Raw genomic sequence first — 25167 nt, forward strand, 5'->3', positions numbered from 1 at the left:
GCCGGGTCACCGGGCGAGCAGGTATTGCAGGCCCAGACTGGTCACGGTGACCGCGACCCACAGGATCAGGCCGAGCAGCAACGGCCGGCCGCCGGCACGGCGTAGGGCCACCACATCGGTGGACAGGCCCACCGCGGCGAGGGCGATCGCGATGAGCAGCAGTGCCAACTGCCCCAACTCGGCCCGGACGACAGCGGGCAGCAGTCCGCCGGTGTTCAGCGCGGCCACCGCGAGGAACGCGACCAGGAACCAGGGCACGAGCGACGCCGCGAGGCGACCCTTCGAGGTCTGCGCCAGGCCCTCGCGACGGCGGGTCACGGCGGTCAGGACGAGCACGATGGGAATGATCATCAAGGTACGGGCGAGCTTGACGACGACCGCGTACCGGACGGCGTCGCCGCCATAGGCACCCGCGGCGGCCACCACCGAACTGGTGTCGTTGACCGCCGTACCCGCGAACAGCCCGAACGCGTGCCCGCTCAACCCGAGCGCGTGCCCGAGGGGCGGAAACACCAGTACCGCGACCACGTTGAAGAGGAAGATCGTCGAGATCGCGTACGCCACATCGTTGCTCTTGGCCCGCAGCGCGGGTGTCGTGGCCGCGATGGCCGAGGCGCCGCAGATGCCGGTGCCGACACCGATCAGCGTGCGCAGGTCGCCGGAAACGCCGAGCCAACGGCCGACCAGCCAGGCGAATAGCAGACACACCCCGAGCGTGCCCAGCATGACCGGCAGGGATTCCGCGCCGACCGACAGCACCTCACCGATCGACAGCTGAGCACCGAGCAGCACGACGGACAGTTGCAGGACCGTACCCTTGGCCAGGGCCACCCCCGGCTGCAGCAGGTCGGATCGGCGCCGCACCAGCGGGCTCAGCAGTACCCCGGCGGCCACCGCGACGACCGGCGCGCCCAGCACCGGAACCTGTCTCCCGACAGCGGTGGCGGCCAGCCCGAGCACCACGGCCACGCCCAGACCGGCAGCCTGGACCGGCACCCGGCGACGACTCGGAGCCTCAGCTAGAACGATCACCATGTCAGGCTTCGCCCCGGCGGGTCTTCCCGGTACCGGCCATTCCCGGACCACCGTCATCGGCAACGCCTATGACTCCCCGGCAGTCTCTCCGCCGTCAGCCCGACCGGAAGCGTGGGGCCGTTGCAGAGCGCCCTTCATCGCACCGAGTTCCTAGGGGCGCCAGCCCGCCTCATCAGAGCCGTCGCGCGTTCGAGCAATTGTCCGGCTTTTAGATCCTACAGAGGGTATTTCATGACATGTGTTGACAGCCGTGCATCACGCTCAGTTATCGTCTGGGCCCCCGGGCAGCAGCCCACGCCACGTCAGTGATGGCGCACATACCCAGAGTGATTGCTCTGGTAGTGACATGAGGTGGACGCAGTGTCGCATGTGAGTTGTCCGGCTTAGCGCCCGATCAGATCCCGAATCGAGGGCGGCCAACCTCACGTGTGGTTCGTTCACTCACGGCCGAGCGCATTGAATATTTCATGACCTGCATTTGACGCCATCGCAAATGAAGGACCCCACAGCAACCGAGAGAGCCTGGCCGTGAAGATTCCTCCGTTGGTTACCCACGTTTCCGCTGTCATCGCAGCGGTGTCGATAGCAGTGCTCAGCGCATCCTCGGCCAACGCCAGCGGTATTGCATCAGCTGCCGCAACAACATCTGTGACAGATCTGGGCGGGGCAACAACGGGCGATCCCAGCGAAATCGCTGGTTTCGTCGAATCGACCTCGGCGGCCGCATCCGCGGCGGAATTCCAATCGGCTGCCGCCACCCTTCCCGTGAGCGCCGCCGCTTCCGGAAGCCACATCAACATTGTCGTGATCGGCGACAGCTACTCGGCCGGCAACGGTGCGGGAGGCTACTACGGCCCGCACGACTGCTATCGCAGCAAAGACAACTGGAGCGAGCGCTACGCTCAGTGGCTACGTACGCAAGGACATAGTGTTACGGTCAACGACCGCGCTTGCTCCGGAGGCGTCACGTCTCAGTATTGGAACCCTCGTGACCTCGGTGACTCCCGCGAATACCTGGCCTGCCACACACCCACCGGCGACGAGGTAGTAACCACGACGATCGCGCGGGTCGACCCCGGAGGGAGCGTCGAGTGCAACACCGCACTGCGCGCCCAGCGCGATGCTGTTGACCAGAGCACCGACCTCGTCCTTTTCACCTTCGGCGGCAACGACCTGCATTTCAGCGACCTGGTCAAGCAGTGCTTCATCATCGGGCTCCGTAATGCCGGCGACTGCCGGGCGAAGGTCAATGCCGCGATCAGCATGATGGACGACGCCAAATCCGACAACGTCCAGACCCGGATCGAGCAAATTCTGATCGACCTGTACACGAACCGACTGCGCAAGGACGCGAAGGTCGTCCTGCTCGGCTACCCACAGCTGATTGGACCGGTCGACTACGTCCTGAGGTCACACGACTATCTTCACCGCGTCACCGACACCTACGACGCCGCCAAACACGTTCGTGCGCTCGGCGCCCGCGGCGTCGACGTCCAAACTGACGCCGTGAGGAGAGCCGAGACCGCCGTAGGGGCCGACTTCGTCACGTACCTACCACAGGCCCTGAGTCTGTTCGACGGCCACCAACCGAATCCGCGCGTGGGCCGAGGGAACGGTGGAACGTGGTTGGTGGAGCCGTTCAACACAATCAGCAGGGACACCTGGTACCACCCCAACCCCGATGGCCACGAACAGTACGCAAATATTCTTGAGACGAACTTCGGAGACGGCGCCGCCCGATCGCCGATCGCCACCGCACAGAGCTTGGACCTCGTGTTCGTCATCGACACGACCGGCTCGATGGGCGGCACCATCGATACGGTGAAACAGAACGTCACGGCTGTCGTCGACCAACTCGCGGCCGGCACGTCCTCGTATCGGATCGCCGTCGTCTCCTACCGGGACCAACCCGACTACACAGGCGATCCTGTCGACTATCCGTCCCGCCTCGACCAAGGCTTCACCACTGACATCGACGCCGTGAAGGCGGCCATCGGCAACCTCGAAGCGGACGGTGGCGGCGACTACCCCGAGTCGGCCTACTCGGGCCTGGATACCGCGATCAAGCTGCCCTGGCGTTCCGGGGTCAAGAAAGAGATCGTGCTCTTCACTGACGCACCGGCTCACGACCCGGAGCCCGTGTCGAATCTGACCGCGTCGAATATCATCGACGCCGCGTTGGCCGTCGATCCCGCCGTCGTCAACGTTGTCGGGAATGTCGACGCCGAGCTGGCGTCCGTCGCGGCCGGAACCGGCGGGCAAGCGCTCGATGCGTTCTCCGATGTGGAGATTGCGGATGCGCTCAACAACATCGTCTCCACGTCGCTTGCCGCCCCGTTCGCCACTATCGGCGACAGCTACAACGCGGCGGTCGGGGTACCCGTTGCGTTCAGCGCCGCCGGATCCTTCGACCCTGCGGCTGGCACACTGACCTACTCCTGGGATGTCAACAGCGACGGCACGGTCGACGCGACCACAACCGCTCCGAGCTACACCTACACGTATCCGGCCGCATACCGCGGCCTGGTCTCGATGGAGGTCACCGCCAGCAACGGGAGGTCCAGCACAGCCACCGCGCCCATCCTCGTCGACAACGACGGCGACGGTGTCCAGGACGAGGTCGACAACTGCGCTGCTACGTTCAACCCAGGCCAGGAAGATCAGGACAGTGACCAGATCGGCGACCTGTGTGACGCAACCTCCGGCATTCCGACCACGGACATGGACGGCGTCGAAGTCGTCGGCAGCATCAACCAGCCACCGACAGCCACTGCGGACAAGTTCGCCGTCGCGGCGGGCACCACGCTGAAGGTTCCCGCGCCGGGTGTCCTGCGGAACGACAACGACCCCGACGGTGATCGTCTGACTACCGCAGTCGCCACCAAACCGGCACACGGAACCCTTGCGCTCGCCGCTGACGGATCGTTCACCTACACCCCCGCCCGCGGATACAGCGGCACGGATTCGTTCGCCTACGTTGCCCTGGACACGCAACAGGCCAAGTCCACCCCGGCAAAGGTGACGCTCACGGTCACCCCGCGGAAAGCCAAACAGCAGATCCTGTTCGTCGTCAGTGACCGCCACCACACCACGATCAGCGGTGTTGTGACCGGCGGTCGGCTCGTCACCACCAGGACCAAGGGCGTCGTCCGGTCCATCACCGGTACAGTCACCGTGAAGACACGCAGCGGGCACAGTGTCCGGGTGACCGTGAACGTCAAACGCGTTGGCCGTGGGTACAAGGCGGTTCTTACCGTCAAGGACGGAAAGAAGATCCACACCTACCGAGGCAAGGGCACCGTCACCAGCCGAAACACCAGTACGACGGGGACCTTCCGGGCCGCCAAGCCACGGTTCAGGTTCGTGATCACCACTCGCTACATGTAGCCAGGGCCCTGCCCGAGGCCGTACCAGGACAAGGTTGGCCTGCTGAGGATGTCCAAGGTGTCGCGTTTCGGCGCCCGAGGAGCGGCAGTGGGTCCAGGTTTGGCTCCACCACACAGTTGAACCTGGACCCACTACGCGGGCGGAGCGATCCGGCCGCAGCGCGGCAGACCGCCGCGACGGGAGGTCTGCCGCAGCGCCCGGCTCGGCGGCGGCGGTCGCGGCACTGAGTTCAGCGCAGCCCTGCGAACAGGTCGTCCTCGGGTAGTGGGGCACCAGTTCTGTCCTGCACGCGCACGAACGTCTCGATGCCCATCAGGTCGTTGAAGCGTTCCTTGCCCATCCGCAGGAACAGCAGGTTCTCGCTCTGGCTGGCGTGCGCGGCCAGCGCGTCGTATTTCTGTCCGCCGAACGCCCGGGTGTCCACCCAGGTGCTGATCTCCTCGTCGGGCAGGCCAAGCTCGGGCGGACCGTCGTCCTCCTCGATCCCGGCCTCCTCCCAGCCGACCCCGAACTCGCGCAGTACCTCACCGAACGCGGCCATTCCCGAGTGCGGCGCGGTCGTCCAGTACAGCTTCGCGGGGATGCCGGTCAGCGCCACCGCCTCCATGGTGATGCGGTGCGCTTGGATGTGGTCCGGGTGACCGTAGAAGCCGTTCTCGTCGTACGTGACGACGACGTCCGGCTCGTAGCGCCGGATCAGCTCGGCGAGCCGTTGCGCCGCCTCGGCGACCGGGGTGCGCCAGAAGGAGCCGGGCGCGTCGTTGGTGGGCCAGCCCATCATTCCGGAGTCCGCGTACTCGAGACGTTCCAGGTGCGTCACCTTCAGCGTGGCACAGCTCGCCTCGAGCTCGACGCGGCGCATCGCTGCCACCGCCAGTGGGTCGTGCCCGGGGTCACCGGGTTTGACCCCGCCCGGTCCGTCCCCGCAGCGGCCATCGGTGCAGGTGACCAGGACCGTCGTGATGCCCTCCGCTGCGTAGCGGGCGAGAACCCCGCCGCTGCTCGTGGCCTCATCGTCCGGATGCGCGTGCACGGCCATCAATGTCAGGGAGCGGGCAACCATGACGAAACCCTACGCCGCAGTCAGTGGAAGGCCGAGTCGCGCAGCGTACGGGAGAGCCCCCGGTCGAGGTAGCTGCTCGTGCCGCTGTCGCGCAGCTCCGTCGCGGCTTCCACGAGCGCCCCGTACGCCGCCCAGGCCAGGCTGCCTCCCGTGGAGACCCGTCGCACGCCGGCGTCGGCGAGTTGCGCGACACCTGGGCCGTGCCGCAGCGCCAGTACGTTCACCGCGGCGCCGACCTCGCGGACCACGTTCGTGATGTCAGCGAGATCAGTCAGCCCGGGGGCATACAGGCAGTCGGCGCCTGCGTCCCGGTAGGCGGCAAGGCGGTCGATCGTGTCCCGAAGGTCGCCGATCCCGTAGAGATGGTTCTCCGCGCGGCCCGTGAGGACCATGCCGTGACGAGCGCACACCCCCGCGGCCGCGGCAATTCGCTCGGCGGCAACCTCGACAGCGTCGATGCGCCCGGTCGCCGGATCGTAGTCCTCGATCGACACGCCGCTGGCGCCGGCCTCCGCGAGCATCCGGACGGTGTCGGCGACGCCGGCTGGGTCCTCCGCGTATCCGCGCTCGGCATCCACGGACACCGGGACCTGCACGGCCGCGGTCAGCGTGGCGACGTGGGCGACCAGCTCATCACGGGTGGTTCGTTGGTCGGCGCGCCCGAGCGAAGCGGCGAACCCGGAACTCGTGGTGGCCAGAGCCGAAAATCCCAGGCATTCCAGCAACCGCGCCGAAGGCACATCCCATGGGTTCGGTAACACAAACGTGCCCGCCTCATGCAGCCGACGGAACGCACCACGAGCATCCTCGATCATGCCGACCGATCGTACCCCCTGTCGCACAGACCACGGTCACCCTCAACCGCGGCGGACCGGAGGGTCCCAGAGCACGTCATCGTCTGGACCACACAGGACGGTGAGCGGACATCCGGAAGTCCGGGCCGCGGTGCGCTCGGCTTTCACCCAGGACTTCACCACCAACGGACTGTCGCGTGATCATGTTGCATTGGTCTGAGGATTCCCATTCGGTGACCAAGCCCCGGTGATACGGAGGATCGACCATCGCCCGGATACGACACACCCTCGAACTGCCGCCTGATTGCCGGACGACCAGCACCTTGGCATGATCGTGCCTGTGCCAATGACTCGCCGTAGCGTACTGGCTACCGGTTTCGCCACCATCGCCGCAGCGGTCGCCGGGTGCGACCCCGGTGGTGGTTCCTGGGCCGACGGCGGCGAGACCACCTCCGCCGTCGGCGCCGGGTCGGCTCCCGTACCTGCGCCTCCCCCGCTGGCCGACCCCACGCCGGTGCGGGCTCTGTCTGCGGCGGCCGTGCCGTACGCGGCGCCGCTCAGGGCCGTCCTCAGGAAGTACCTCAAGCCGACGGCGGCAAATCCGAAACACCCGACCTACGCCGGAGCGGTCGCTGTAGTCATGGTCAACAACACCGTGACCGCCAGCGTCGCTGTCGGCCATGCTCTGCGCTACGGCGCCGGTCCGAAGGAGCTGCCACCAGCACGACGGGTGGCGATGCGCACCGACTCCATCTTCGATCTGGCGTCGTTGACGAAGGTCTACACGTCGATCCTGCTGTTGCAGCAGGTGGACCGAGGCCGGGTTGATCTGGATGCGCCGGTCGTCAAGTATCTGCCGGGGTTCACCGGTGCCGGCAAGTCGGCGGTCACGGTGCGCATGCTGCTTACCCACACCAGTGGTCTGCGGGTTGGCGCGACCGTCAAGGGCCTTGCGTCGCTCGCCGCCAAGCGCGCCGCCGTGCTGTCCACTCCCCTGGTCAGAGGCGCGGTTCCGGGAGCCACGTTCCGGTACTCCAGCGTGGGACTGATGGTCGCGGCCCAAATCGTCGAGAAGGTCACCGGAAGCCACCTTGACGCGGCCCTCAAGGCCGGCATCACCGGGCCGTTGGGGCTGCATGCGACGGGGTTCACCCCGCTGAAGTGGCTGAGCAACGCCGAGCGGTCCGCTCGCCTGGTCGCCACCGACGCCCGCAGCTCTCGCGGTCTGCTTCGCGGTGTGGTCCACGACGACGTGGCCAACCAGATGGGCGGGATCATCGGCAGCGCCGGCATCTTCGGTACCGCCCGCGAGGTCGCCATCATCGGCCAGATGCTGCTCGGTGGTGGCGTTTACGGCGGCCGGCGCGTGTTGTCCACCGCGATCGTGCGCGAGATGCTCACCAACCACAACAAGGGGCTGCCCGTCGTAGACCCGGATCGGCCGGGCCGCCCCAGCGACCACGGACTCGGCGTGACACTGCGCCAACCCTGGTTCATGGGCCGGCTCTCGACGCCGAGGACCTTCGGGCACACCGGTTTCACCGGTACGTCACTGCTGGTGCACCCGGAGAAGAAGCTGGTGCTCGCGTTGCTGACCAACCGCGCCCATCCGAACTGGAGCTGGGCGAACCCCGACCCTATGCGGGCCGAGGTGGCCAACGTCATCGCCAGCGGACTCTGACACCCGCGGTCCGGAACCGGACCGCGGCAGCGGCAGCGGCAGCCCCTTCGGAGCCCGCGAACAAGGCGGCGCCCGGCTCGGGGACCAATCCGGCCTCAGTTCGAGGAGAAACTCAGTTCGAGGAGAAGTACCTTCGCACCTGGCTCGCGTGCTTGGCGTCACCCGTGATGCCCGGACACGTCGCGTCGTAGTCACGCGTCTTGTCAAACCATTGGGTCAGTACCGCCCTGCCACCGCTATAGGTCCTGTTCGGGCACTTGCGCAGCGCCGCCGCCTTACCGCGCCGACCCACCGTCACGATGACCGGCTCCGGCCGCTGCCAGGAGCCGGTCAGCTTCGCCCACTCATAGTCGCTGGAGTAGAAGCCGATCCGGTACCCGGCGCGCCTGTACGCCAGGATCGCAGCGTTGATCACGGCACGGTGCTGCTTGATGTTCTTGCCCCACTTCTCCAGGTACGGCTCGGTCTCGATGTCCAGCCACACGATCGGCGTCCGCAACCCGACCTGCTTCATCGTGGAGAGGTTCAGCAACGCCTGCTTGTATGCCGCGTTGCGCTCCGTCCAGTACATCGACCTCGACGTCCATGGCCCCGTCCGGCCGTAGGAGTTGCGCTGCCTCGCGTTCGGCAGTGTGGTGAACGCATACGCCGTCGTCCACAGGTGCCGATCCTTGGCCCACTTCACCTGGTCGACGATGCACGGGTTCACGTACCCCGCCGGCCCGTTGGTCAGGCCGATGCTGATGAAGCGCGAACCCGCCTTCGGCATCGGGTACCCCTTCGGGATCCGCCTCGGCAGTCCGCCGTGGTCCGGGGAGCAGTTCGGCCAGCTCACATCCCCGCCCACCATGACGGTGCCCTTACGCGGCATCGGCGACGCCATCGCCGGCTCGGCAGCCACCAGCCCGAAGCCGATGCTCGCCGCCATCACCGACGACGACGTCAAGATTCGGACGATCGCGCGCACCGAACGGGGTGCAGCAAGTCTCACGGTTCTTCCTACTCAGCCTCGAAGCTCAGTGGTCCGCACCCGCACAGTCTCGATCACCGATGAGACAGCACGGAGCGCCTGGATCCCCGATCCAGGCGTACCACATCCCCCATCGACGGGGCCGACACCGGCTTGAGTCTGGCGAGACTCCCAACCTTGTGAGCTTCGGCTGGCCGCCCCGTGCCGGCCTATCCCGGATCTGGGTTCCAGCAGGCGCTGCGCTCGGCACTCAACTCAACCGACGAGCGGGTGGCCGACCACGATGTCGTCGTCCTCCCGGTCGCCGGTGTCCTCGAAGCCGACCGTCTCGTAGAGGGCGGCCGCCACGACGTTCTCCGGGTGGTAGGCGAGCCGGACCTCCTTCGCACCTGGCAGCGCGCTCAGGTAGTCGACGACGGCCAGCAGAGCGGCTCTGCCGACGCCCTTGCCCTGCTCCGGCGCATCGACGATCATGCCGCCGATCCAGTGGCTGCCGTCATCCGTGTCGAATGCCCACATCACGTGTCCGACGACCTTGTCGTCCGCGAGCACGGCGAGCGAGTTCCACAGGTCCCCGCGCATCGAGAGCAGAAGGTATCGGGCGCCGAGCGCCGCGACGAACCTCCGCTGGTCGTCGGTGGGCGCCACGTCGGCGACGTCCCGCCAGTTCTCCTCGGTGATCTCCGACAGAGCGACGACACGACCGGTCCGATCCTGGTGCTGAGTGGTCAAGATTCTCCTCTGGGTCTGCGCTGGTTCATAGCCAGCCGCATCGGCGGCCTGGACCCGACTCTGCGCCTGCAACGTGGCCATCGGGTCGGCAATGCTCATCTGTGAGTCCGGGCACCCGCGGCGCCACTGCACAGGGACATAAAACCCGACCCATCGACGGGCGTGCCTATGCTTGGGCGATACTTGTCCCGATGTGTCCGATGCGGTTGAGCGCCGGGGGGACTGCGTGCGTATCCACCTGTTGGGCCCGTTCGAAGTGTGCGACGGCGACGTGGCGGTGCCACTCGGCGGCCCGAAGCCCAGCGGCCTGCTGGCGCTGATGGCGCTGCAGCCCGGGCGGGCGGTGTCGACGGACCGGATCGTGGACGCGCTGTGGGGTGACAGCCCGCCCACCGGCGTCCGAAACCAGGTCCAGGTGTACGTGTCCGGGCTGCGCCGGGCTCTCGCCGACCACGGCGGTGGACCGGCACTGCTCACCCGGGGCGGCGGCTATCAGCTCGACCTGCCCCCCGGCAGCCGGGACCTCGACGACTTCGAGGACGCCGTGTCCGGCGCGGAGCTCGCCATGGCGAAGGGGCGACTGGAAGAGGCGTCCGCCCGCCTGCACGAGGCACTGGCGATCTGGCGCGGCAGCCCGTTGCACGGGCTGGACCTGCCGTTCGTCGCGGCAGCCGCGGCCGAGCTGGCGGAGTCGCACCTCGCCGCCCGCCAACGATGCATCGACGTCGACCTTCGCCTTGGGCGGCACCCCGAGCTCCTGCCGCAGCTGACCGCGCTGGTGGCCGAGGACCCGCTGCACGAGGGTTTCCGGCTGCGCATCATGCTGGCGCTTTACCAGGCCGGGCGCCCCGCCGAGGCGTTGGCCGCGTACCGCGAGGGGCGGCGCGTCCTGGTCGCGGAGCTGGGCATCGAGCCCGGCGCTCCGCTGCGGGCGATGGAGGAGGCGATCCTGTCCGGGCTGCCGCCGTCCCAGCTGGCCGAGCGCGTGCTGCGCCCCGCGCCGGGCGGGCGGTCGCGGCCACCGCGGCAGCTACCACCCGACGTGCCGTGGCTGGTCGGCCGCGAGTCTGAACTGGACGCGGCGGCGTCCGCGTTGGCCGGCACCGGCCCGTCGGTCACCCTGGTCACCGGCCAGCCGGGGGCCGGCAAGACGGCGTTCGCGGTGCACCTCGCCCACCTCGTCGAGGACCGGTACCCCGACGGGCAGCTCTTCGCCGAGCTGCGTGGTGCCCATCCGCAACCGGCCAGCCCGTACGACGTGCTCGGCTCGTTTCTGCGGGTTCTCGGCCTGGCCCCGACAGCGGTACCGCACCGGCTCGATGAACGGGTGGTGGCTTACCGCACGTTGACGGCCCGCCGTCGCGTGCTGGTGCTGCTGGACGACGCCGCCGACGAGAGCCAGGTGCGGCCGCTGCTTCCCGCCGGCGCAGGCTTTGGCGTGCTCGCGACCAGCCGCGACTGCCTGGCCGGCCTCACCGGGCACCGGGTTCCGCTCGGCGTGCTGTCGCGCGACCAGGCACTGGCCCTGCTCGGCAGCGGCGTCGGTGCCCACCGGGTGGCGGCCGAGCCCGACTCCGCCGAGGCCATCATCGCGGTCTGCGGCCGCCTGCCCCTGGCGGTGCGCATCGCCGCGGCCCGGCTCACCGCGCGGCCGAACTGGCGGCTCGCCCGGCTCGCCCAGCGGCTGCGCGACCAGCGCGGCCGGCTCGACGAGCTGGCGGCTGGAGACCTGGCCGTGCGCGCCAGCCTGGCCCTGAGCTACCAGGGCCTGGACGAACGGCGGGCGGCGGTGTTCCGCGGGCTGGGCCTGCTGGACGTGGAGAGCTTCCCCGCATGGGTGGCCGCCGCGCTGCTCGAGCTCGAGGTGGACGAGGCCGAGCGGGCCGTCGAAAGCCTCGTCGACGTGCACCTGCTGGAGGCCGTGGGCGAGTCACGCTACCAGTTTCACGACCTTGTTCGACTGTACGCACGGGAGCGCGCCGACCGCGAGGACAGCGCTGCGGCGCGCGACGCCGCGGTACGCCGGGTCGGTTCGGCGTACCTCCACCTCGCGAGCCGGTGCGGCGGCGACCTCGGCAGCGACTTCCTGGGACTGGTCGACTACTCGAGCCGCGGCTGGGCCCTGCCGGACCACGCCGCGGCAACCCTGATCAGTGACCCGCTGGCCTGGTTCGACGGCGAACGCGCGGCCGTCAGCTCCATCGTGGATCATACGATCGAGCACGGTGCACACGAACTGGCCGGTGAACTCGCCGCCGCGCTCGCCCGGCTGTTCGAGGCGCGTAGCTCCTTCGACGACTGGCGGCGTACCCACGAACGCGCTCTGGCCGCCGTGCGAATCCACGGTGGCCGGCACACCATCACCGCCGCATTGCTGCGGAACCTGGGTGAGCTGCACACCATTCAGGACCGGTACGATCTGGCCGCGACCTCGTTCGAGGAGGCGCTGGCGGAAGCGGCGGCCGCGGGCGAACCGGCATACCGTGCTGCCGCACTGGCCGGTCTCGGCTACGTGTGCCGCCTGCTGGGCCGGTACGACCAGGCGTTGTCCTGCTTCGAGCAGGGCCGGTTACTCGCCGAGGACCTGGGCAACCCGCGCGGCGTCGCCTACGCCGTCAACGGATGCGGCGCCGTGTACCTGGAACGCGGCGCCCTCCCGATCGCCCGGCTGTGCTTCGAGGAAGCCCTGACCCGCAGCACCGCCATCGACTACCTCCCCGGCGTGGCCACGGCGCTGCGCGGCCTCGGCCACGTGCGTCGCGTCAGCGGGCAGGCGCGCGCCGCGGCCGGCTACTACGAGCGGGCCCGGGACGTCGCCAAGCAGCTCGACAACGTCCTGTTCGACGCGCACGCCGCCGAGTGGCTCGGCGACGTCTGGCTCGATCAGGGTCGCCAGGACGAGGCGCAGCCACTGCTGGCATGGTGTCTGTCGGTGTTCCGGTCCATGGGCAACCGCTTCGGTGAAGCGTCGACACTGCGTACCCTGGCGCGAGCCCACCTGGCCGCCGGGCGACTCGATCAAGCGCGGGAGTGCGCGCTGACCGCGCTGGCCACCTGGCAGCGAATCCAGTCGCCCTACTGGTGCGCCGACACGTTGGAGGTGCTGGCCCTGGTACACGAACAGGGTGGCGACCACGGCGCGGCGGCCCAGGCGCGGAACCAAGCGCGGACCCTGCGAACAGGATGCGGCATCGACGCGAGCCCGTCGTCCGTGCGACGCTCGACCGTACCGTACTGATCTTCGCCTTCTGGCCGGGATGGAGCCGGCCCGTGGCCGTGCGGAACCCGTCCGCGATCATCGACCGGAGGACCCGCCCCGCAGGACCGGGCCCTCCGCCACCCCCGTTTCGCATGTCAGCCGTTTGCCAGTGCCCTGAGCCTGCTCGCGTCGCCGTTGAACTTGTCCTGGTCGCCGGGGAACGTGCCGGATGAGGCGTACTGATGGAACGTGTAGACGGACCAGCCGCGCGGGAGCGGGTTGGCCGTGCCGTTGTAGTTGGCGATCCACAGCGGATCGTTGGCGGCGAAGCCCGAGTAGTTGCCGGTGCAGCTCGTCCACCAGTCGGTGGTCGTGTAGATCACCGCCCAGCGGCCGGTGCGGGCGTGGTACTGGTTGATGAACGACGAGATCCAGCTGACCATCGCGGACTGGCTCAGCCCGTAGCAGCGGGCACCGTACGGGTTGTATTCGATGTCGAGGGCGCCGGGAAGCGTCTTACCGTCGCGCGACCAGCCACCGCCGTGACCGATGAAGTAGTCCGCCTGCGTGCGGCCGGACGACCGGTCGGGCAGCGCGAAATGGTAGGCGCCGCGGATGAGGCCGACCCGGTAGGAACCGTTGTACTGCTGCGCAAAGGTCGGGCTCGTGTAGGTGGTTCCTTCGGTGGCTTTCACGTACGCGAAGGTGGCGCCGTTGGCCTTGACCGCGTCCCAGTTGACGTTCCCTTGGTAGGAGGAGACGTCCAGGCCCTTGAGCGGGGCGGCCACCGCACTGGCCGCGGTGGTGTTGCCTGGCAGGGTGGCCAGGGCGGTGAGCAGGACGAGTCCGGCGGTCACGGCCGCGCGGCGGACATGCTGAAACACTGGTTGTTTCCCTTCGGATAGGAATCGGTTCCATCGAATCGGCGGCTCGATGGTCGAAGGCGCTGCACGCGTCGTGGCGGCGCCGGCTCAGCCCTGCAGGACCGTCCTGGCGCGGTCGACGGCGGCGTCCCGTTGACGAGCCGCGTCGGCGAGACCGGCCCGATCGCCTGCGGGCATCGCCAGTGCCAGCCGACGCCGCGCCACCAGGGACGCCGCGACAAGGTGGGCGTCGGCGGCGCACCTGCCGTCGGCCACCGCGACGGTGATCTCGCGTCGCCGGAACTGCGCGGTGTCGTGGTTCGGCTCGCCGCGCAGCATCTTCTGGGCCTGCTCGGAACTGTCGTACCGCAAGGAACCGGCCGCCATGCACGAGCGCCAGGTGGCCAGCGCCGCAAGGTACTCCGGCGTGGTCACGGCCTGGTCGGTCAGCCGGTTGCCCAGCTCTTCCGGGAGGTAGGTCATGCGGGCGAAGGCCGTCACGTCGCCGGCGAGTTGTCGGCGGCCGGCCGGGACACATCCCTCGTCCCGCACCCGCACCTGGGCGCCACCCGGCAGGGTCACCGTGCGGGTCTTGTCGGGTGAGCCCAGCAACGCCATGGCGTAGCGGCGCTGTTCCGGCGCGGGCAGACTGTCGACATACGGATCCGGTGGCTCCGTGGAGGTCGACCGGTTGTCCTGGCCGGGATGATGGGCGATGCCGTAGCCGGTCGTGCGGCGTTGGGGCAGGTCGATGACGGCCCACTCGTTTTCGGGGGCGACCGGCCGCGATGCCGCCGGAAACCGCGGGCGGCGGAAACCCTGGCCGGCCAGACACGACTCGGTGAGCCGGTTGAGCGCATCGGTCAGGAGTTGCTCGGTGACCGGCCAGCTACCCGAATGCGTCACCAGGTCGACCGCCGAGGCGTCGAGAATCACCGGCGGTTCGGCCGGCCGGCTGACCGGGCGCGCGTGCGCGCAACCGGTCAACCCGACCGCGGTGACCAGACTGAGGCACCCCAGCCGCCAGGGTCGCGACCACATCACGGGCGCTCGCACCACCGGTTGGAGCTGATGGCGTCGTTGAAGGTCCATTGGCTCAGATCGGACTTCTCGTCGCCGACGCCCAGGCTGTGCCAGGAGCCCCCGTAGTTGAGTCCGGAAAACATGTAGACGGTGCAGTACCTGCCGTTGTTGACGATCGAGCTGATGCAGTTGTCCCAGGTCGCCGTGCGACATGTGCTGTGGCGAAGCTGGCGGAAGTCCTCGTTGTCGTCCGTCACCTTGCCCGGGCCGTCGTGGAAGTTCGGGTTGGCCCAGAAGCAGAAGTTCCCTTTCGGGCAGCCGTGGGGGTCGGCCACGACGGCCCGGACCGGGCCGTCGGCGTTGGCGACCGCCGGAGCGGCCGGCGCGGACAGCACCAGCGCCGCCGTACCCATCAGCATGGCGAACATTCTCTTCATGACGGCTTCTCCTCAACGGTGAGCGGCATCGAGATTGCTCTCGAATTCGGCTCCACCCTGGCGAACACCGCTGAAGATTCGCTTATTCGCGCCTTAGTCGTCGGCGCCACGGGGTGCCCGCGCCGATCTTCGGGAACGACGTGATCCGCAGCCGGGCGGCACCCATCGGGATCAGCGTGATCTGCTCGACCGGCTCACCCGACGGCGTCGGGCTGTCCGGCAACGTCGTCACGATCGTGTCCGCGTCCGGCCGCCAGCCAGGAATCCTCCGAGCCAGGGTGGTGATCCGGATCGGCGCGTTCGCCACGGTGAAGGGGTCGTTCGCGTCACCCAGCCCGGTCGTCACCGAGAACTGCGTCGCGCCGTCGAGCCCGTAGTTCCAGGCCGAGCCGGGCCGCACCTCGCTCGTCGGCCACGTCGCCGTGCCGCCCGTCTGTGACCAGTTCTCGGTCATCGCCAGCGAGAACGTCAGTGCGCCGAAGCTCACCGACACGGGCCCGTGGTTCGCGGCCCAGGTCCGCGTCGTCACCTGCATCGGCAGCTTGAGGACGATCCTGTCACCGTCCGCCCAGGTCCGGCTCACCTTTGCGTACGCCGGACCGGCCGGCACGCTCACCGCCGCGCCGTTCACCGTGAGACGCGGGCTCGCACACCACCCCGGCACGCGCAGATACACCGGGAACGCCAGCGGTTTCGGCGTCGTCACCGTGTACGTGATCGTGTCCCCGAACGGGTACACCGTGTCCGCCTGGATCGAGACGGTGGTACCACCGGCCACCCTCGCCGTCACCGTCGCCGGTCCATGCAGCGTCGCCGCGAGCCCACCGTCGGGCGTCGCGACCCACATCTCCTCGACGTAGTACGGCCAGCCCATGCCGTAGTTGTGCGGGCAACACCGGTAATTGTCGATGCCCGGCATGTACGCCTGCATCGCGAACGAGTTCTGGAACTGGCCTGCGCGCCCCGGCCGGTCCAGCAACGCGATGCCGTTCGCGCTGGTGATGTAGTGGACGCCCTTCTGCCGCGGGTCCAGCGCCGCCGGCAGCGAGTTGAACGCCAGGTCCTCCGTGCGGTCGCCCCACACCGGGTCGCCCGTGATCCGCGTCAGGATCTCGTGACTCGCCATGAACTCGACGATCCCGCACGTCTCGAAGCCCTGCCGCGGGTCGCCGAAGCCGGGACGCGCGTTCTCGTCGCCGGCGAAGCCGCCGCCGCTGAACTGGCCATACGTTTCCATGATGGTGCGGTAGTCGTGGTACGTCGCCTGCCGGTGCGACGCGTCGCCGCTGAGCACCGAGTACACCGCCGGCTCGCGGAAGCCCTGTGCCAGGTTCACGTTGTGCAGCGTCGGCAGATTGTTGAGGTAGTTGGCCGAATTGGCGTGGATCTTCCGGGCCAGATCGAGCAGGAAGCCGTCACCGGTCCGGTTGTAGGTCCAGTACACGACCTCGAGCGTGTCGGCCCAGCGCTGCGCGCCCCAGCCCTGGCTGAACGCGCTCGCGGCCTGCGCGCTCATGAACCGGAAGAACCTCGTGAACGCGGGAACGATCCTCGAGTCGCCGGTGAATTCGCCGTACGTGCGCAGCGCGTGCAGCATCGGCATGTGCGGCCAGAAGTCCGGATCGCCGTTCAGGCTCGTACGCAGGCCGGCCGGTCCGAAGTAGCCGTCGCTCGCCTGCGTCGCCAGGATGCCGCTGACCCATCTCGCGGTCTGCGCCTGCGTGGTGGCATCGCCGGTGACGTAACCCAGGCTCGAATATCCCTTGAGCCAGTACGGCAGCTCCTCCCAGCCGGCCAGGTCAGGGTTGATCCAGCCCGTGTGGTCGTACTGCAGGAAATGCGAAACCTCGACCATCCTGCCGTTGAGCCCGTTCAGCTGGTCGTTCAGCTGCGTCGCGAGCCACCCGCCGGCCTTCGTCGCCCCCGGCGCCAGCTTGATGAACGCCTCCGGTTGCAGCGGCGCCCGGTTGGTCACGTAACCGGATGCGTCGGCTTGCGCCGCTGCACCGCCAAGGAAGGGTGCCACCACGGCCACGGCCGCCGCTGAGGTCAGAAGGGCACGACGATCCACGGGAACCTCCTGCATGTGAACCGGATGAACAGTGACGAACGGCGCCAGGCGTCGACGCTGACCTGTCAGCTCGGCAGTGTCCAGTTCTGTGCGGCGCTGCCGTTGCAGGTGTAGATCTGCAGCCGGGCGCCATCGGTGGTGGACGAATTCGGGTCGTCCAGGCACTTGCCGGACTGCGGGTTCACCAGAGAGCCGTTGGCGCCGGCGGACCATTTCTGAGCGCCGGTGCCGTTGCATCCCCACAGTTGGACCTTGGTGCCATCGGTGGTGCCGCTGTTGGAAACGTCGAGGCACTTGCCGAGGGCGCGCAGTGTGCCGTCCCCGGCGACCGTCCAGTCCTGGGCGTAGGTGTTGTTGCAGCCCCAGATCTGCACCGCGGTGCCGTTCGCAGTGCCGGACTGGGCGGCATCGACGCAGAGGTTCGCGCCCGCGCCGGAGGTGATGACCCCGGCCCGCGGTCGGGCCGGCGCGGCGACACTGCCGCCGTAGGAGGGCGGAGCGGCTGTCGCCGAGGTGGCCCACGAGGTGTTGGCAGTGGTGCCGAGTGTGTAGGTGAGGGTGCCTCCGGAGGTGATGGCGGTGGTGGGCGCGTAGGCGTTGTTCCATGCCGCGCCGTTCCAGGTGGCGGACTGCACGTAGGGGGCGTTGTCCGCCGCGCCGTTGCCGTTGATCGTCAGGGTGTTGCCGGAAGGCAGGGTGATCACGGCCTGGGTGAACAGTGGTGAACCGAGCGCGAGGTCGGATGTTCCCGGGGTCATCGGATACATGCCGAGCGCGGACCACACATACCACGAACTCATCTCGCCGAGGTCGTCGTTGCCGTCGGCCAGGCCGCTGGGGGTGTTGGACCAGATGGCGTCCTGGATGGACCGTACGGTGCCCTGCGTTTTGTACGGCTGCCCGGTGTAGTCGTACTCCCAGGGCAGCTCGATGCTGGGCTCGTTGCCGACCCAGGCGTAGCCGTTGTCACCGGTGTAGCTACGCAGCACGGTGTCGAGATAGTGGTTCATCACGGTGTTGCCGCCCTTGGCACGGGCCAGTCCGGCCACGTTGAACGGGACCATGCCGGTGTAGATCCACGAGTCGGCCTCGACCATGTCGTCACCACTGGTGGGGTCGAAGTCGTTCACCCAGCTGCCGTCGGCGTTGCGGGGCTGCACGAAGCCGGAGGCCGGGTGGAGAACGTTGCGCCAGCCCTGCGCGCGGTCGGCGAATTTCTGCTGGTTCGAGGTGTCGCCGAGGGCGCCGGCGAAGGCGGAGATGGCGAAGTCGGCGGTGTTGTATTCCAAGGTGGTGGCCACGGGACCGTAGAAGTTGCAGCAGCCGTATGTGCCGTTGTGGGGTTCGTAGCCGAGCGTGCTCAGGTAGTTCAGGCCGGGCCGGGCGTTGTTGGTGGTGCTCGCCTGCTTCACCATGTCAGCCAGTGCGGTCGTGGTGTCGAAGTCGCGGGCGCCGAAGGCGTAGTAGTCGGCGATGATGGCGTCGGCGGGGTCGCCGACCATCACGTACGACTCGCCGTTGTTCTCCGACCACTTGGGCAGGATGCCGGTTTGCGCGTAGTCGTCGATCATGGATTGCGCCGTGTCGGAGGCGACCTGTGGTGCCACCAGGGCTTCGAGCTGGGCCTGGGAACGGTAGACGTCCCAGCCGGAGTAGTTGGCGTACGCGGCGCTGTGGCCGGGGTCGACGGTGTGCGTCCTACCGTCAAAGCCGGAGTACTGGCCGTTCGCGTCGCTGATGACGTTGGGATGCAGCAGCGAATGGTAAAGCGCGGTGTAGAAGATGGTCTGCTGGTCCGTGGTGCCGCCGGCGATCTGCACCCGGCCGAGCACGGAGTTCCAAGCCCTCTGGGCGGCATCCCGGGTGCCGTCGAAGTTCCAGGAGGCATTTTCGGCCGTACGGTTGGCGACCGCTCCCGCGACCGACACGTAGGAGACGCCGACCTTGGCCAGCACCACGCGAGTGGAGGTGGTGTCGAAGGTGACGTGTGCGGCGGAGACAGCGTCCGCCGAGATGGCCTTGGGGGCCGCAACCTTCGGCATCGCGCCGTGCAGCCGGGGTTTGTTGGGCGTCTCCGCCGCGTTCTTGGACGCCCGCGGGCCGGGGCTCGGCGCCGTACTCGTGGCGCCGGTGGCCGCGGTGGCGCCCTGACCGGTGAAGGCACGGTCGAAGACCATGTCGAAGTACATCGTGTACGAGTTGCCCGCGCCACAGAAATTCCCCGAGGTGACCTGGCCACTCACCTCGGTGTTCGAGACCACGGTGAACTGCGTGTCGCGCGCGCCGTTCTGACTGCCCGCCAGCTTGAAAATCAGGTTGGCCTGGGTGGTCGACGGGAAGGTGAAACGCGCCATGCCGCTGCGGGTCGTGGCGGTCAGTTCGGTCGTCACCTGATTGTCGAGCGCGACCTTGTACGAGCCGGCCGACGCTGACTCGTTGGCGTGCGAGAAGGCATCGGTGGCCGAGTTGTTGACCGTACCCACGGTGGGCAGCACCGGAACGTCACCGGCCGCGCCGCAGCCCGGCCCGGCGATGTGCGTGAGGCTGAAACCGGTGATCGACGAGTCGCCGTACTCGTAGCCACCGCCGGACGGCCGCGAGGGTGTGTCCGGGCTCCACTGCACCATGCCGAACGGCACGTCGGCGCCGGGGAAGTCGTTGGCGTCGTTCGACGTACCGATGAACGGGTTGACCAGGGTGGCCGGTGCGGAAACCAGCGCTGCGCCGCTGCTCGCCGCGCCACGACCCGTCGCCGGTGTGGCCAGGCCAGGGGCCGCGGATGCTCCCACGAGGACCATGCCGATTCCGGCTGAGAGGAACACGGCAAGCGGGCGACGGGTGAGGTGCGCGCCCCGTTTGCCGGGCCACGGCACATCTGCGGGCAGGGGAATCATGGATCCGCCTCCTCGAGGATCGGTCTGCCGGGGGGTACCGATCTGATGGGGATCGATGGGGAAACCCGTCAGGTGACAACGTTGTCACTCCCGTGAAGGTAATCCTGCAATAGATATACGTCAATGTAGGGTGGGACCGGGGTGGGCCCCTCCAGCGCCGAGTCAGCTCAGGCGGTCACCGCACGACATCGCGCATGGGACGTCCCGCTCGGAAGGCGGCCAGGTTCTCGGTCACCCGCTGCGCGGCGCCGATCGGCCGTCCGCCCGCCGCGTGCGGCGAGATGATGATGTTCGGCTCGTCCCACAGCGCCGAGTCCGGCGCCAACGGCTCCGTGTCGAACACGTCCAGCGCCGCCCCGCCGAGGCGTCCGGCCCGGATCGCGGTCAGGACCGCGTCGGCGTCGACGGTGCTGCCCCGTCCGACGTTGACCAGCCACGCGTGGACCGGCAGCAGCGCGAGCAGGTCCGCGTCGAGCGCCCGCGACGTTTCCGGCGTGGCCGGCAGGATCATGATCAGTACGTCGGTGCGCGGCAGCAACACCGGCAGGTCGGCGGCCGCGACGACGTCGAATCCCTCTCGCCGTCCCGGGCTGCGCGCCACACCGGTGACGTGTGCGCCCAGTGCCGCGAGCAGCGGCGCCAGCGTGCCTGCGATGCCGCCGAAGCCCCAGATCACCACCCGGGCGCCACGCAGGGTACGGAAGCTGTCCGCCTCGTGCACCGGCTGCAGGCCGCCCCATTCACCGGCCCACCGGTGCCCGACCTGCGCCCGCGCCAGCAGGTGGACGCGACGCGCAGCGGCCAGCGTGAGAGCGAGAGTGTGCTCCGCGACCGTGTGGTCGTGCAGGCCACGTCCGCCGGTCACGACCACGTCCGGCGCGAAACCCGCCTGCAGCACCACGTCCGGTCCGGCCGCGAGCGTCTGCACCCACCGGACTCGGGTCAGCCGCCGCGCCGCGTCCCGTACCTGCGCGGCCTCGTTGCCCCAGACCACCAGGACCTCCGCATCGACGTCGGCGTCCGGGACCGGCCGGGCGATCGCGTAGCGGACCGCGTGCACGTCGTCGGGCAACCGCAGGTCGAGGTCGATGCTGTCGGGCAACAGGAGCTTCATGGCAGGTCACTGTGCCAGACCGGGAGGAGGTCAGGGACGAGGATGCGGGGTTGCGCTCCAGCGTCAGAAATCCACCAGGTCGCCCCGGTCCTGCCAGGTGCAGAGGCAGACCTTGTTTCCTTCCGGGTCGGCGAGCACCCAGAAGCTCGGCGCCTCCGCTGCGCTGACCAGCGTCCCCCCGGCGGCCAGAGCGGCGTCGATCCGGGGCTGGACGTCGGACGGGTCCAGCCATACGTCGGGGTGCCAGCGTTGCCGGGGCTCCTCGCTCCCGGATTTCTGGAACCACATCGCCGGTAACACGTCGGCCGGGTCGCGCACCTCGTTGTCGTCCGGCTCCCCGGCGAGCACGGCCGCCCAGAACGGGCGCACCGCCGTGTATTGGGGGCTGTCCAGCGCCAGCTCGAGCCGGGAGACGCCGGTGCGGGCGGTGGTCAGGCCGGCGTCAGCCGCGACGGCGGAAACCATCCGCGCCAGCCGGATGTCCCGGTCGGTCACTCCCTTGGTGTCGTAGCAGGTCAGACGGACATCGACGTGAGCGGAACGAAGATCCACGTCAGGGTGGTGCGGCTCTGCGGCGGTCACCGCGCCGATCGCGGCGACGAGCTTGACGCCCGCCGCGAAGTCCGGGGTGACGATGCGGGTCTGCAGGCCGCCGGGCAGGTACACCCATCCGTCCAGGCCCTGCTCGGCGATCTCTTTGCCGGTGTACGTCGTCATCCGCTCATCCTCCTGTCTGTCGCAGGGAACCGACGATGCCTGTGCGCCAGGCGCGTCGGGCGGGTACTGATGCGTTCACGGAGAACTCACCAGCCTCGGCTTGGCACTTGTAGTGACGTTACTGACTCTGCGCGGGGTGCGCTCGGCCATGATCGCCATCGCGGCGATGCGACGTTGGTCGCAGCTCATCAAGGTCGGGGCCAGGCCACCCGATGCAATCGAGGACACCCCCCCTGCCCCGGTTGAAAGTCCAGGCGATGGCAATGACTGCCGAAACATCGACAGCCCGCAAGCGGCCCGGAGCGGTGACGCGCTGGATACGCGACCGCCGCCTGTACACCAAGATCATGCTTGTCGTGGTCGTACTGGCCGTGGTGGGCGCCGGGGTCGGGAGTTTCGCGACGGTACAGATGTCGCGGCTGAGCGGCGCCGTCCACGAGCTGTACACCGGCAGTGTCATCCCCGGCCAGGCCCTGGAAAAGATCGCCGTGGACATCGGCACCATGCGAGCCACGGTGCTCAATCACGCACTGTCCAGCTCGCCGGAGAACAAGGCCCGCTACGAACAAGAGATCAAGGCCGCCGACGCGACGTTCCAGCAGGACGTACTGGCCTACCGGAAGATCACCGTGGACCCCGCCCTGCTGGACCGCCTGGAAGCGGCCTGGCAGCGTTACCGCACCGCACGGGACACCAGCTTCATCCCGGCCAGCAAGCAGGGTCAGGAGGTGGAGCGGATCCGCGACACCGCGCTGGTTCCAGCCGTCCAGGAGACCATGACCCAGCTGAACGCGCTGATCGCGGCAGAGAACGGCGAGGCCACCGCGGACGACGCCAGCGCCAACCAGCGGTACATCACCGCCCGTACGATCACCATCGCCGTCCTCGCCGTCGGCCTGTTGCTGGCCGGCGTGTTCGGTCTGCTGGTGGCCCGCAGCCTGGCACGCCGGGTACGCACCTTGTCGACGGCGATCCGCGCCATCGCGGACGGCGACCTGACCCGCACCGCCGAAGCGGACAGCCGCGACGAGGTCGGGCAGATGACCGCCGAACTGCACCGCGCCTGCGGCACCCTGCGCGCCACCGTCGGGCAGATCAGCGGCAGCAGCGAGACCCTGGCCGGATCCGCCCAGCGGATGGCCACCGCCAGCACCCAGATCGCCGGCACCGCCGAGCACACCAGCGACCGGGCCGACACGGTGTCGGCCGCGGCCGGGCAGGTCTCGGCGAACGTCGACACGGTTGCCGCCGCCGTCGAACAGATGACCGCCAGCATCCGGGAGATCGCCGGCAGCGCCACGGACGCCGCTGGCATCGCCCACGATGCCGTCTCGGTCGCCCAGGCCGCCAACAGCACCATGGACAAGCTCGGCACCTCATCCGCCGAGATCGGCGACATCGTCAAGGTGATCACCTCGATTGCCGCGCAGACCAACCTGCTGGCACTCAACGCCACCATCGAGGCCGCCCGTGCGGGCGAGGCCGGTAAGGGTTTTGCGGTGGTCGCCTCCGAGGTCAAGGACCTGGCTCAGGAGACCGCCAAGGCCACCGACGAGATCTCCAGCCGGATCAAGGTCATCCAAACGGACACCGGTGCCGCGGTCGCGGCGATCGGTGAGATCACGCATGTCATCGAACGGATCAGCGCCTACTCGAACACCATCGCCTCCGCGGTGGAGGAACAGACCGCCACCACCAGCGAGATCGGCCGCAACGTCGCCGAAGCCGCCACCGGCGCTGCCAACATCACCGACACCATCACGGGAGTGGCCAAGGCCGCCCAGGACACCTACCTGGGGGTCGGGGAATCCCGCCAGACCGCGAACGAGCTGTCCGGCCTCGCCGACGACCTGCGGGCTCTGGTCGGCCAGTTCACGGTGTAGTCGGCAGAACGGGACCTGACCGACCAGTTGAGAATCCGCAGCGCGCGTAGGCGCACATCGACTGCTGCCGTGGCGGTAGGCGCCGGCCCGCTCGATCTTGCGGTGCAGGATGCGCTCGGTTCGTTACGCTTGCCCGGTGACCGTAGCCGACGAGATCGTCCATAGCCGGTACGTCAGCCTGACCACCTACCGCAAGAACGGCACACCGGTAGCCACGCCGGTCTGGCACGTACCGCAGAACGCTGAACTCTGGATTGTGACCGAAGCGGACTCGGGCAAGGTCAAGCGGATCCGGAACAACCCGCAGGTGCTTGTGGCACCGTGCTCCGCACGTGGGACAGTGGCGCCGGATGCGCCGAGCGCGGTCGGAACGGCACGGTTGCTGGACGACGACGGGACCGCACAGGCCCGGAGCTTGCTGGCCCACCGGTACCTCATGTCGCGAGTGGGGAACTGGCTCGCTCGCCTGCTGCGGTTACGGCGCCCTCCGATGGTCGGCATCATCGTGTCCTTCTGACCGGCCGGGCGTGGTTGCCTCCGGCGCCCGTTCGGTCCCCGTGGCCAGTTCGGACCCGATAGGCGTCCTGTGGTCAGGACGCTGAGAGGACATCGACGATGAACCGCAGCGCGCCAGGCGGTTGCCCGCCGCTCGGATTGTCGCCGTACGCCATGTCGGCCGGGATGTCGAGTTGAACCCGGCTGCCTACCTTGACCCCGATCAGCCCCTGGTCCCAGCCCTCGATGACCCTGCCGGCCCCGATCGGGAAGCTGAACGCCTCCGACCGGCTCCAGGACGAGTCGAATTCCTTGCCGTCGGCGTAGGTCGCGCCGACATAGTTCACGGCGATCGTCTGACCGGAGCGGACCGGCGCGCCCGTGCCCTGGATGAGCGTCGTCGTCGTGAGTTTGGTGAGGTTGCCGGTCCCCGCGGTCACGGTCGGCTTGGTGCTCAGGGCAGGGTCGGCGCCCGCGGGCACCGGCGGAAACGTCGCGCTCGGCTGGGCCGCGCTGGGGCTGGCAGCCGCGCTCGCGGTGGAAGCGCTCGGGCGCGACGATGAGTGGTTGACCCACACGATCAGCCCGACGACGAGCGCCAGCACGAATACCGCGGCGCCGGCGCCGGCCAACGCCTGGCGGCGCTTCTGTATCGCCTGAGCGCGTGCTTTGGCGGCCTTGGCCTCGGCCCGCTTGTCGGCCTTCGTCTTCATCGGTCGTCCGCCGACGTCCTTTCGTGGCGGATCAGCGGCCGCACGTTTGGCAGCCGCGCTGTCGCGGCTCGCTTCGGGATCGGGCATTTTATGACA

Annotated in this window: 18 protein-coding genes; 5 read left to right on the top strand and 13 right to left on the bottom strand. The window is 68.7% G+C overall.

The window, feature by feature from the left end:
- Window positions 1–6: 6 nt before the first annotated feature.
- Complete coding sequence (locus tag ACMCNO_RS21330) at window positions 7–996, bottom strand: YeiH family protein (RefSeq protein WP_412751223.1); 990 nt, start codon at window positions 994–996, stop codon at window positions 7–9.
- A gap of 567 nt (window positions 997–1563) precedes the next feature.
- Here ACMCNO_RS21330 and ACMCNO_RS21335 point away from each other — a divergent pair.
- Window positions 1564–4422, top strand: a complete 2859-nt coding sequence (locus tag ACMCNO_RS21335; protein ID WP_412751224.1) for an Ig-like domain-containing protein — start codon at window positions 1564–1566, stop codon at window positions 4420–4422.
- 229 nt (window positions 4423–4651) lie between these two features.
- On the opposite strand, the gene ACMCNO_RS21340 is transcribed toward ACMCNO_RS21335, so the two are convergent.
- Window positions 4652–5485: a PIG-L family deacetylase gene (locus ACMCNO_RS21340; RefSeq protein WP_412751225.1), complete on the bottom strand. Its 834-nt coding sequence runs from the start codon at window positions 5483–5485 to the stop codon at window positions 4652–4654.
- Window positions 5486–5505: 20 nt separating this feature from the next.
- The gene (locus ACMCNO_RS21345; protein ID WP_412751226.1) at window positions 5506–6300 is read right to left on the bottom strand and encodes an isocitrate lyase/PEP mutase family protein; all 795 of its coding nucleotides are present in this window, start codon (window positions 6298–6300) and stop codon (window positions 5506–5508) included.
- Between the two features lie 283 nt (window positions 6301–6583).
- Here ACMCNO_RS21345 and ACMCNO_RS21350 point away from each other — a divergent pair, with 283 nt between their 5' ends.
- On the top strand, window positions 6584–7960 hold the full coding sequence (locus ACMCNO_RS21350; RefSeq protein WP_412751227.1) for a serine hydrolase domain-containing protein: 1377 nt from the start codon (window positions 6584–6586) through the stop codon (window positions 7958–7960).
- A gap of 112 nt (window positions 7961–8072) precedes the next feature.
- Here the strand turns inward: ACMCNO_RS21350 and ACMCNO_RS21355 are convergent, their stop codons facing one another.
- Together ACMCNO_RS21355 and ACMCNO_RS21360 are read right to left on the bottom strand one after the other, a co-directional pair.
- A complete protein-coding gene (locus tag ACMCNO_RS21355) occupies window positions 8073–8906 on the bottom strand; it encodes a hypothetical protein (RefSeq protein WP_412751228.1) in 834 nt (277 codons plus the stop codon).
- A gap of 279 nt (window positions 8907–9185) precedes the next feature.
- On the bottom strand, window positions 9186–9662 hold the full coding sequence (locus ACMCNO_RS21360) for a GNAT family N-acetyltransferase (protein ID WP_412751229.1): 477 nt from the start codon (window positions 9660–9662) through the stop codon (window positions 9186–9188).
- 226 nt (window positions 9663–9888) lie between these two features.
- Between ACMCNO_RS21360 and ACMCNO_RS21365 the strand changes: the two genes are divergently transcribed.
- Complete coding sequence (locus ACMCNO_RS21365) at window positions 9889–12900, top strand: BTAD domain-containing putative transcriptional regulator (protein ID WP_412751230.1); 3012 nt, start codon at window positions 9889–9891, stop codon at window positions 12898–12900.
- Between the two features lie 116 nt (window positions 12901–13016).
- On the opposite strand, the gene ACMCNO_RS21370 is transcribed toward ACMCNO_RS21365, so the two are convergent.
- From ACMCNO_RS21370 to ACMCNO_RS21400, 7 genes are all read right to left on the bottom strand, one after another.
- Complete coding sequence (locus tag ACMCNO_RS21370; protein ID WP_412751231.1) at window positions 13017–13745, bottom strand: lysozyme; 729 nt, start codon at window positions 13743–13745, stop codon at window positions 13017–13019.
- Between the two features lie 87 nt (window positions 13746–13832).
- Window positions 13833–14660, bottom strand: a complete 828-nt coding sequence (locus ACMCNO_RS21375; RefSeq protein ID WP_412751232.1) for a hypothetical protein — start codon at window positions 14658–14660, stop codon at window positions 13833–13835.
- A gap of 104 nt (window positions 14661–14764) precedes the next feature.
- Complete coding sequence (locus tag ACMCNO_RS21380) at window positions 14765–15184, bottom strand: peptidase inhibitor family I36 protein (protein WP_412751233.1); 420 nt, start codon at window positions 15182–15184, stop codon at window positions 14765–14767.
- Window positions 15185–15266: 82 nt separating this feature from the next.
- A complete protein-coding gene (locus ACMCNO_RS21385) occupies window positions 15267–17255 on the bottom strand; it encodes a beta-L-arabinofuranosidase domain-containing protein (protein ID WP_412751234.1) in 1989 nt (662 codons plus the stop codon).
- A gap of 65 nt (window positions 17256–17320) precedes the next feature.
- Window positions 17321–20149, bottom strand: coding sequence for a lectin (locus ACMCNO_RS21390; RefSeq protein ID WP_412751235.1), 2829 nt, complete (start codon window positions 20147–20149; stop codon window positions 17321–17323).
- A 175-nt stretch (window positions 20150–20324) separates the two neighbouring features.
- Window positions 20325–21263 carry an NAD(P)-dependent oxidoreductase gene (locus ACMCNO_RS21395; RefSeq protein ID WP_412751236.1) on the bottom strand — a complete coding sequence of 313 codons (939 nt, stop codon included), beginning with the start codon at window positions 21261–21263 and terminating at the stop codon, window positions 20325–20327.
- A 63-nt stretch (window positions 21264–21326) separates the two neighbouring features.
- Entirely contained in the window at window positions 21327–21980 is a 654-nt protein-coding gene (locus tag ACMCNO_RS21400) for a VOC family protein (protein ID WP_412751237.1), read from the bottom strand.
- A 305-nt stretch (window positions 21981–22285) separates the two neighbouring features.
- Between ACMCNO_RS21400 and ACMCNO_RS21405 the strand changes: the two genes are divergently transcribed.
- Both ACMCNO_RS21405 and ACMCNO_RS21410 read left to right on the top strand, forming a co-directional pair.
- Window positions 22286–23863, top strand: coding sequence for a methyl-accepting chemotaxis protein (locus tag ACMCNO_RS21405; protein WP_412751238.1), 1578 nt, complete (start codon window positions 22286–22288; stop codon window positions 23861–23863).
- Between the two features lie 136 nt (window positions 23864–23999).
- A complete protein-coding gene (locus ACMCNO_RS21410; RefSeq protein WP_412751239.1) occupies window positions 24000–24380 on the top strand; it encodes a PPOX class F420-dependent oxidoreductase in 381 nt (126 codons plus the stop codon).
- Between the two features lie 73 nt (window positions 24381–24453).
- Here ACMCNO_RS21410 and ACMCNO_RS21415 read toward each other — a convergent pair whose 3' ends face one another.
- A complete protein-coding gene (locus ACMCNO_RS21415; protein ID WP_412751240.1) occupies window positions 24454–25071 on the bottom strand; it encodes an FKBP-type peptidyl-prolyl cis-trans isomerase in 618 nt (205 codons plus the stop codon).
- Window positions 25072–25167: the final 96 nt, after the last annotated feature.

Source organism: Krasilnikovia sp. M28-CT-15, assembly GCF_047159595.1.
GTDB lineage: Bacteria > Actinomycetota > Actinomycetes > Mycobacteriales > Micromonosporaceae > Actinoplanes.

Excerpts from the sequence above, each read along its gene's own strand:
- ACMCNO_RS21395 (WP_412751236.1), bottom strand. The coding sequence starts at position 21,263 with ATGAAGCTCCTGTTGCCCGACAGCATCGACCTCGACCTGCGGTTGCCC.
- ACMCNO_RS21380 (WP_412751233.1), bottom strand. The coding sequence starts at position 15,184 with ATGAAGAGAATGTTCGCCATGCTGATGGGTACGGCGGCGCTGGTGCTG.
- ACMCNO_RS21390 (WP_412751235.1), bottom strand. The coding sequence starts at position 20,149 with ATGATTCCCCTGCCCGCAGATGTGCCGTGGCCCGGCAAACGGGGCGCG.
- ACMCNO_RS21415 (WP_412751240.1), bottom strand. The coding sequence starts at position 25,071 with ATGAAGACGAAGGCCGACAAGCGGGCCGAGGCCAAGGCCGCCAAAGCA.
- ACMCNO_RS21345 (WP_412751226.1), bottom strand. The coding sequence starts at position 6,300 with ATGATCGAGGATGCTCGTGGTGCGTTCCGTCGGCTGCATGAGGCGGGC.
- ACMCNO_RS21400 (WP_412751237.1), bottom strand. The coding sequence starts at position 21,980 with ATGACGACGTACACCGGCAAAGAGATCGCCGAGCAGGGCCTGGACGGA.
- ACMCNO_RS21340 (WP_412751225.1), bottom strand. The coding sequence starts at position 5,485 with ATGGTTGCCCGCTCCCTGACATTGATGGCCGTGCACGCGCATCCGGAC.